Origin of the sequence: Bradyrhizobium canariense (assembly GCF_019402665.1) — a bacterium.
In the GTDB taxonomy this organism is placed as follows: domain Bacteria; phylum Pseudomonadota; class Alphaproteobacteria; order Rhizobiales; family Xanthobacteraceae; genus Bradyrhizobium; species Bradyrhizobium canariense.
On sequence record NZ_VSST01000045.1, the window covers coordinates 23,939 to 31,977 of the forward strand.

General features: G+C 65.1%; 8 protein-coding genes. All 8 read left to right on the forward strand.

Annotation, left to right across the window (positions count from 1 at the left end):
* Window positions 1-6 precede the first annotated feature (6 nt).
* The 8 genes from FXB41_RS24800 to FXB41_RS24835 all read left to right on the forward strand — a co-directional run bounded on the left by FXB41_RS24800 (window position 7) and on the right by FXB41_RS24835 (window position 7,986).
* Window positions 7-831: an ABC transporter substrate-binding protein gene (locus FXB41_RS24800; RefSeq protein ID WP_219683520.1), complete on the forward strand. Its 825-nt coding sequence runs from the start codon at window positions 7-9 to the stop codon at window positions 829-831.
* Window positions 828-1,685, forward strand: coding sequence for an amino acid ABC transporter permease (locus tag FXB41_RS24805; RefSeq protein WP_035993541.1), 858 nt, complete (start codon window positions 828-830; stop codon window positions 1,683-1,685). The genes FXB41_RS24800 and FXB41_RS24805 overlap by 4 nt, the downstream gene beginning before the upstream one ends.
* The gene (locus tag FXB41_RS24810; RefSeq protein ID WP_219683521.1) at window positions 1,682-2,446 is read left to right on the forward strand and encodes an amino acid ABC transporter ATP-binding protein; all 765 of its coding nucleotides are present in this window, start codon (window positions 1,682-1,684) and stop codon (window positions 2,444-2,446) included. The genes FXB41_RS24805 and FXB41_RS24810 overlap by 4 nt, the downstream gene beginning before the upstream one ends.
* 15 nt (window positions 2,447-2,461) lie before the next feature.
* Entirely contained in the window at window positions 2,462-3,277 is an 816-nt protein-coding gene (locus FXB41_RS24815) for an ABC transporter substrate-binding protein (RefSeq protein ID WP_219683522.1), read from the forward strand.
* Window positions 3,264-4,148, forward strand: coding sequence for a polysaccharide deacetylase family protein (locus FXB41_RS24820; protein WP_219683523.1), 885 nt, complete (start codon window positions 3,264-3,266; stop codon window positions 4,146-4,148). The genes FXB41_RS24815 and FXB41_RS24820 overlap by 14 nt, the downstream gene beginning before the upstream one ends.
* A gap of 8 nt (window positions 4,149-4,156) precedes the next feature.
* Window positions 4,157-4,807, forward strand: coding sequence for an aspartate/glutamate racemase family protein (locus tag FXB41_RS24825; protein ID WP_219683524.1), 651 nt, complete (start codon window positions 4,157-4,159; stop codon window positions 4,805-4,807).
* Between the two features lie 225 nt (window positions 4,808-5,032).
* Window positions 5,033-6,616, forward strand: a complete 1,584-nt coding sequence (locus tag FXB41_RS24830; RefSeq protein WP_219683525.1) for an ABC transporter substrate-binding protein — start codon at window positions 5,033-5,035, stop codon at window positions 6,614-6,616.
* The gene (locus FXB41_RS24835; RefSeq protein WP_219683526.1) at window positions 6,613-7,986 is read left to right on the forward strand and encodes an amidohydrolase family protein; all 1,374 of its coding nucleotides are present in this window, start codon (window positions 6,613-6,615) and stop codon (window positions 7,984-7,986) included. Before FXB41_RS24830 ends, FXB41_RS24835 begins: the two co-directional genes overlap by 4 nt.
* The last annotated feature ends 53 nt before the right edge of the window (window positions 7,987-8,039 follow it).

An 8,039-nucleotide genomic window follows, 5' to 3' on the forward strand; every position in this document is an offset into this window, starting at 1 on the left:
GCCGATATGACGCGCCTCTCGTATTTCCTCGGCATCGCAGCGCTGGCGGCCGCGACGTCCGCGCAGGCGGCGGAGCTTCCGGCCGAGATCAAGCAGGCGGGCGCGTTGAAGCTCACGGTCAACTCCACTTACGCGCCGATGGAATATCGCGATCCCGCGACCAATGAGCTCGTCGGGCTCGACGTCGATCTGGCGAACGAGTTCGCAAAGCGCCTCGGCGTGAAGATCGTCTGGAGCGAGACGCCGTTCGCCGAATTGATTCCGTCGCTTCAGACCAAGCGCGCCGATTTCATCATCTCCGGCATCTCCGATCGCGCCTCGCGGCGCGAGACCGCAGATTTCGTCGATTATCTCGGGACCGGCCCGCAGTTCTTCGTGATGGCGGAGAACGAAGCCAAAGCTGCGACCGATCTCTGCGGCAAGAAGGTCGGGACCACCCGCAGCACCAGCTTCCCGGTCGAGATCGAGAAGTGGAGCAAGCAGAATTGCGAGCCGGCCGGCAAGCCGGCGATCCAGTACGTGCCGGGCGAGAACTCGATCGACGTCCGCAACCAGCTCAAGCAGGGCCGCATCGACGCCGCCGTACAAGGCAGCGAGACGCTGCCTTATGCGCAGACGCAGGAGCCCGGCAAATACTGCGTGATCGGCGAGCCCTTTGCCAAAGGATATCAAGGCATCATGTTCCGCAAGGACGATGCGGCCCTGCGTGAGGTGGTGACCGAGAAGCTCACCGCGATGATCGCCGACGGCTCCTACAAGGCTGTCCTCGACAAATGGGGTCTCGGCGCCAACGCGGTCGCCCAGCCCATGCTGAACGCGGCGGCGCAATGATGCCGGCACCGGCACTCGCGGAGGGTTTTCCCGATCTGTCGGGGATGCGGATCGCGCGCAAGCCGCATTGGTTTCGCTGGCTCAGCGCAGCGCTGATCGTTGCTGTGCTCGCATTGATCGTTCGCGCCTTCGCGGGCGGCCAGATCGAATGGTCGTATGTTAGCCGCTTCCTGACTGTCAAGGTCATTCTGGAAGGCATCGTCAACACCATGGTGATGGCGGTTCTGGCAATGGCGCTCGGCATCTTCCTCGGCGTGGTCGTCGCGATCATGCGGCTGTCGCCCAATCCGGTGCTGAAGACCGTCGCCGCCGGCTACACCTGGTTATTCCGCGGTACGCCGCTGATCCTGCAACTGCTGCTGTGGTTCAATCTCGCGCTGGTGTTTCCGACCATCGGCATTCCCGGCCTGTGGAGCGCGCGCGCCGTCGACGTCATGACGCCGTTCCTTGCCGCGCTGCTCGGGCTTGGCATCAACCAGGGTGCCTATACCTCCGAAGTGATGCGCGCCGGCATGCTGTCGGTCGATATCGGGCAATATGAGGCGGCGCAGGCGATCGGCATGGGACGCTTGCGTGCGCTGCGCCGGATCGTGCTGCCGCAGGCGATGCGGGTGGTGATCCCGCCGCTCGGCAATGAGTTCATCGGCATGGTGAAGGCGACCTCGCTCGCCAGCGTCATCCAGTATCCGGAGTTGCTGCACAACGCCGAAAACATCTACTACGCCAATTCGCGCGTGATCGAACTCCTGATCGTGGCCGGGCTCTGGTACCTGCTCGTCGTCTCGGTCCTGACGCCGCTCCAGATGCTGCTCGAACGCCGTTTTGCGCGCGGCACGTTGCGGCTCGCGCGATGACAAAACCCCTCGTCGCGATCCGCTCCGTCAGCAAGAGTTTTGGCGAGTTTCAGGCTCTCAAAAATGTCTCGCTCGACATCCGGCCCGGCGAGGTGATGTGTCTGATCGGCGCCTCCGGCTCGGGCAAGACCACGCTGCTCCGCTGCATCAACCAGCTCGCCGCGATCGACAGTGGCGGCATCTGGCTCGACGGCGAGCTCTTGGGCGTGCGGGAGCAGGGCGGCCGGCTGCATCGGCTCAGCGAACGCGAGATCGGGCGGCAGCGGCTGAAGACCGGCATGGTGTTCCAGCGCTTCAACCTGTTTCCACACAAGACCGCGCTCGAAAACATCACCGAAGGTCCGCTCCAGGTCCAGAGCCGAAAATCCGACGAGGTGCGTGCGGAGGCGATCGAGCTGCTGCGGCGCGTCGGATTGTCGGCCAAAGCGGACTCGTATCCCGCCCAGCTCTCCGGCGGCCAGCAGCAGCGCGTCGCGATTGCCCGCGCGCTTGCCATGAAGCCGATGCTGATGCTGTTCGACGAGCCGACCAGCGCGCTCGATCCCGAGCTCGTCGGCGAGGTCTTGGCGGTCATGAAGGAGCTGGCGCGAAGCGGCATGACCATGATGGTCGTGACGCACGAACTCGGCTTCGCACGCGAGGTCGCCGACCGCGTCGTCTACATGGACCAGGGCGCGATCATCGAGCAGGGGCGCGCATCCGATGTCTTGGGCGCGCCGCGCGAAGAGCGCACCAGGGCATTTCTTTCGGCAGTGATCTGAAATGGGGACGTGTTGATGAAGAGACTTTTGATTACGGCGGCACTCGTTGGCGCCATGAGCGCTCCCGTCACGGCAGTCGAGCTGCCGGCGGAAATCGCCAAGCGCGGCAGCATCAAGGTCGCGCTGGTGCCGAACTATCCGCCGATGGAGTTCCGCGATCCCGCCACCAACGCGTTGTCCGGCTTCGACATCGATCTCGGAGAGGCCATCGGCCGCAAGCTCGGCGTCAAGATCGAATGGCAGGAGACCAGTTTTGCCGAGTTCATGCCGTCGATTTCGACGGGCCGGGTGGATGCCATTCTGTCCGGCTTCACCGACTATGCGAGCCGGCACGAGATCGCGTCCTTCGTCGATTATTTGCGCAGTGGTCCAAAGTTCTTCGTGCAGCAGTCCCGCGCGTCCGAGTTCAAGGACATGGCGGCGCTATGCGGCAAGAAGGTCGGCGCCAGCCGCCGGACCATGTTTCCGGCTGAGATCGACAAGTGGAGCCAGAAGAATTGCGGCAGCAATTCGATCCAGTTCGTCGGCACCGACGGCTCGGCCGATGCGCGTAACCAGCTCAGGCAGGGCCGTATCGACGCTGCCGTGCAGGGCAACGAAACGCTGCCCTATCTGATGGACCTCGAGCCGGGCACCTATGCGCCGGTCGGCGAGCCCTTCGCGACGCAGTTCACGGGCATCGCGCTGCCGGTCAAGGAAAAGGCGTTGCAGCAGGCGGTGGTCGAGGCGCTCGATGCGCTGATCGCTGACGGCACCTATCGTACCCTGCTTGCCAAGTGGAAACTGAACGACAACGGATTAGAGAAGGCAACCATCAATGCTGGACAGTAAGGCACTCAAGAGCATCCCGCTCGTTCCGGCCAACACCGCGGATCCCGCGCCGGAATACCCGTGGCCGAAGCCGTACAAATCGGCGATGTTCCTCTCCTTCGACGTCGACGCCGAGAGCGCGTGGACCAGCAAGGACGCCGTTCACGCCCAGCGGCTCATCACCATGAGCTATGGCGGCTATGAGGCGCGCGTCGGCACGCCGAAACTCCTGGAGCTGCTCGACCAGCTCGATCTCAAGGCGACCTTCTTCGTTACGGGATGGTCGGTCGACGCGCATCCGGCAATGGCGGAATCCATCCTCAAGGCCGGTCACGAGATCGGCCATCACGGCTATCATCACTTGCTGCCTGATCCCGGCGATCCCTGGATCGAGGAGGAGTTGGAACGCGGCTTCGAGGCGCTGAAGCGCCGGCTCGGTGTCAGGCCGACCGGCTATCGCGCGCCTTACGGCGAGTTCACCGAGGAGCTGCGCGTCGCGCTGGTGCGTCATGGCATCGTCTACACGTCCTCCTTCCGTGATGACGTTCGGCCCTATCGCCATCGCCTTGCCGACGGCAAGCCCGGCACGATCGAGCTGCCGGTCACGGCGAGCTATGACGACTGGATGCACGGGCTCTCCGCGCGCTTCAGCCCGCGCTCGATCTTCCCCAAGGAACATGTGCTCTCGATCTGGAAGGACGAGCTCGACGAAACCAGAGACTGGGGCGCGATGGTGACGACGGTGCTGCATCCGCAATGCAGCGGCCGTCCGATGCGGCTGCGCCTGCTGCGTGAGTTTCTGACTTACGCAAAGTCGTGCCCCGATGTCTGGATCACAACCGGCGAGAAGATCGCGGAAAACTTCCTGCGCCACGAGGCCGGAAAAAGCTGAGCCACGCCATGACCCGCATCCTTGTCATCAACCCCAACTCCTCCGCGTCGGTGACGGCGGCGATCGACGACGCGGTCGCGCCGCTGCGCATCGCCGGTGGGCCCGACATCGAGGTGGTTGGCCTTGCCGAGGGGCCACCGGGCATCAGCTCGCAGCGCGATGCCGACAGCGTCGTGATGCCGCTGGTCAACCGCGTGTCGCGCGACAATGCGGATGCGTTCGTGCTCGCCTGCTTCAGCGATCCCGGCCTGCATGCGGTGCGTGAAGCCGCCGGCGGTCGCCCGGTGATGGGCATCGCCGAGTGCGGCATCTTTCGCGCGCTGATGCTGGGCGAACGTTTCGGAATCATCGCGCTGTCGCCATCGAGCATTCGCCGCCAGCAGCGGATGGTGCGGGTGATGGGCGTCGATAGCCGTTATGCCGGAAGCTGGTCGGTCGGCGCGAGCGCGGCGGAGACGGCAGGCGCGGACATCCGGGGACGGTTGATCGAAGCCGGCCGCGCGCTGGTCACCCAATGCCGCGCCGATGTCGTGGTGATGGGCTGCGCCGGCATGGCCTCGCATCGCGCAGCGATTGCGGAGGCCATCGGCGTTCCCGTGGTCGAGCCGGCGCAACAGGCGGTCGCGGCCGCGATCGGTGCCGTCTTGCTCAACGGATGAGACGCGAGTGATGAGGTCTGGCTTTTCTGACACCGTTCTGGCCGCGCACTGGCTGCAACCTCTCCCGCTTGCGGGAGAGGTCGCGCCGAAGGCGCGGGTGAGGGCTCTCTCCTCTTGGGGGTCCTCGCCTGCGGAGGCACCCTCTCCCCAGCCCTCCCCCGCAAGCGGGGGAGGGGGCGCACCGACGCGGCGGCTGGACATCGCGTCACACAGGAGCCACCCGTAATGCCTATCTCTCGCCGCTCGCTCCTTAGGGCCGCAGCCGCTGTGCCGGCCCTGTCATTCCCGGGCATCGTTCGCGCCGAATCCCAGACCACGCTGCGCTTCATTCCCGTGATCGACCTCGCCTTCGTCGACCCCATCTATTCCACGGCACAAGTGTCGCGAAACCACGGCTTCATGGTCTACGACACGCTCTATGGCATGAGCTCCTCCCTGCAAGTCTCGCCGCAGATGCTGTCGGGCCACGCCATCTCCGGTGACCAACTCCAGTGGGATCTGACGTTGCGCGACGGCCTGTTCTGGCACGACGGCGAGCGCGTGCTTGCGCGGGACTGCGTTGCCAGCATTCGCCGCTGGGCCGCGCGCGACGGCTTTGGCGGTGAGCTGATGGAGGCGACCGACCAGTTGTCGGCCGCTGACGACCGCACCATCCGCTTCCGCCTCAAGCGTCCATTCCCGCTGCTGCCGCAGGCGCTCGGCAAGGCCGCGATCAACGCGTGCTTCATGATGCCGGAGCGGCTCGCGAGTCAGGACCCGTTCAAGCCGCTGACCGAAGTGATCGGCAGCGGCCCGTTCCGCTATCTCGCCGACGAGCGCGTGCAGGGTGCGCGCAACGCCTATGCCAGGTTCGAGCGCTATCAGCCGCGCACGGATGGCAAGCCGGATTGGACCGCGGGCCCGAAGATCGTGCATTACGATCGGGTGGTCTGGACCACCACGCCCGATGCCGGCACCGGCGTCGCCGCGCTTCAGACCGGCGAGCAGGATTGGCAGGAGACCACGCCGCACGATCTGTTGCCGATCATCAAGGCCGCCGGCGATATCGAGACGCGCATCCTCGATCCCCGCGGCTATGCCTGCATGCTGCGCCTCAACCATCTTCAGCCGCCGTTCGACAACCCTGCCGTTCGCCGCGCGCTCCTGGGGGCGATCGATCAATCCGCCTTCATGACCGCGGTGGCCGGTACCGACCCGAACTTTCAGGTCTCCCCGATCGGCTATTTCGCGCCGAATACGCCGATGGCGAGCGAGGTTGACCTCGACGTGTTCCGCGGCCCGCGTGACTACGCCAAGGTGAAGGCCGACCTCAAGGCCGCGGGGTATAATGGCGAGAAGATCGTGGTGCTCGTCCCCACCAACTCACTGGCGCAGAAGCCGCTCGGCGAGATCGCCGTCGATTCCTTGCGCAAGGCCGGCATGAACGTGGAATATGCCGGACTTGATTTCGCCGTGGTGTTGCAGCGCCAGCTCAAGAAGGACCCGATCGGGCAGGGCGGCTGGAGCGCCGCGGTCGGCAACTGGCAGGGCATCGACTGGCTCAATCCGGCCGGCAACACCAACATCCGCGGCGAGGGCAAGGTCGCCGGCTGGTATGCGAGCGAGAAGATGGCCGGCCTGCGCAGCCAATGGCTCGCGGCCTCGGAGCTCGCCGAGCAGCAGCGCATCTGCCGCGAGATCCAGACGGTGGCTTTCCAGGAAATCCCCTATATTCCGATCGGCCTGTACAAGCAGCCGACTGCCTATCGCAAAACTATCACCGGCATTCTCGACGGCACCGCCGTGTTCTGGAACGTACGCCCCGCATGAGCACCTCAGCAATTTTCGGCAGCTATGTGCTGTCACGCAAGGATGGCGCGCAGGACGTGTTGCGCGACCACTGGGTCCTGATCGAAGGCAAGACCATCGCCGCGGTCACGCGCGACAAGCCGCAGGCTGACGAGGTGCATGACCGCCCCGGCCGCTTCGTGCTGCCGGGCCTGTTGAACTTGCACAATCACTGCTTCTCGGAAGCGGTGGCGCGCAGCCACACCGAGGACGGCAATGGCCGCAAGAACAACCAGAGCATCGTCTACACGGTGCTGCTGCCGCTGACCAAGCGCGGCGCCGATATCTTGTCGGCGGAAGAGCGTATGGCGGTGGCGCGGCTCGGTATTCTTCAACTCCTGAAGGGCGGCGCCACCACGGTGATGGAGCCGTTCCGCAATTCGATCCCGGAGATGTTCGACGCTGCGGAGGAGATGGGCATCCGCTTCTACGGTGCGCCCTATCTGTTTTCGACCTCGGACGCCAAGGCCGGCCCCGATGGCGTCGTGCACTATTCCGGTGATGACGGCACCGCCGACATGGCGACTTGGGATGCGCTCTACCAACGCTGGAACAATCGCGGCGACGGTCGCATCGGCCTTGCGATGAGCCCACACGCCACCGACACCTGCGGCCCCGATCTCTTGAAAGCCTGCGCCACGCGGGCGCGCGAGCTTGGGGTGCCCATCACGACCCATATGGCGCAGAGTCGCGCCGAGGTTGAAACGATCGGCAAACGCTATGGCGGCCGCACGCCGGCGCAATATCTCGACTGGCTGGGCCTGCTGGCGCCCGATCTGATGGCGGCGCACTGCATGTTCAGCACCGACGACGATCTCAAGCTGATGGCCGCGCGCGGTATGACGGTGCTCAACTGCCCGCGCGTGTTCGCGCGCGCCGGCGTCACCGCCGCGTTCAGCCGGTTTGCGGAACACGGCGTTCGCACCGTGGTCGGAACCGATGGCTACAACATGGACCTGCTCGGCGAACTCAATGCCGCGTCGTTGATCTCCAAGATCACCTCAGCGCGGGCCGATGTCGCGAACTCACCCGAATTGATCGAGGCGAACACGGCAATCGCCGCCGATGTCATCAATCGGCCTGACCTCGGCCGCATCGAGCCCGGCGCGACCGCCGACCTCACGATCGTCGATCTCACCCATCCGCATCTTCAACCGCTGTTTGACCCGCGCCGCGCGCTGATCGCGCTCGCCAATCGCGCCAATATCGATCAGGTCATGGTCGACGGCCGCATGCTGATCGACGCCGGCCGCTATCTTGGCGCCGACGAGGCGGCGATCACAGCTGCCGGCACCGCTGCGATCGGCAAGATCTGGAACCTGCCGGAGGCACAGGCCGCGTTCAACGGCTGAGCGTTCTCCTGGGAGCCACGAAGAAGGTGCGCTCCCTCTCCCGCTTGCGAGGG

Bases quoted from the DNA above. Each gene is read 5' to 3' on its own strand.
- FXB41_RS24830 (WP_219683525.1), top strand. From the start codon at position 5,033: ATGCCTATCTCTCGCCGCTCGCTCCTTAGGGCCGCAGCCGCTGTGCCG.
- FXB41_RS24820 (WP_219683523.1), top strand. From the start codon at position 3,264: ATGCTGGACAGTAAGGCACTCAAGAGCATCCCGCTCGTTCCGGCCAAC.
- FXB41_RS24815 (WP_219683522.1), top strand. From the start codon at position 2,462: ATGAAGAGACTTTTGATTACGGCGGCACTCGTTGGCGCCATGAGCGCT.
- FXB41_RS24800 (WP_219683520.1), top strand. From the start codon at position 7: ATGACGCGCCTCTCGTATTTCCTCGGCATCGCAGCGCTGGCGGCCGCG.
- FXB41_RS24810 (WP_219683521.1), top strand. From the start codon at position 1,682: ATGACAAAACCCCTCGTCGCGATCCGCTCCGTCAGCAAGAGTTTTGGC.
- FXB41_RS24805 (WP_035993541.1), top strand. From the start codon at position 828: ATGATGCCGGCACCGGCACTCGCGGAGGGTTTTCCCGATCTGTCGGGG.
- FXB41_RS24825 (WP_219683524.1), top strand. From the start codon at position 4,157: ATGACCCGCATCCTTGTCATCAACCCCAACTCCTCCGCGTCGGTGACG.
- FXB41_RS24835 (WP_219683526.1), top strand. From the start codon at position 6,613: ATGAGCACCTCAGCAATTTTCGGCAGCTATGTGCTGTCACGCAAGGAT.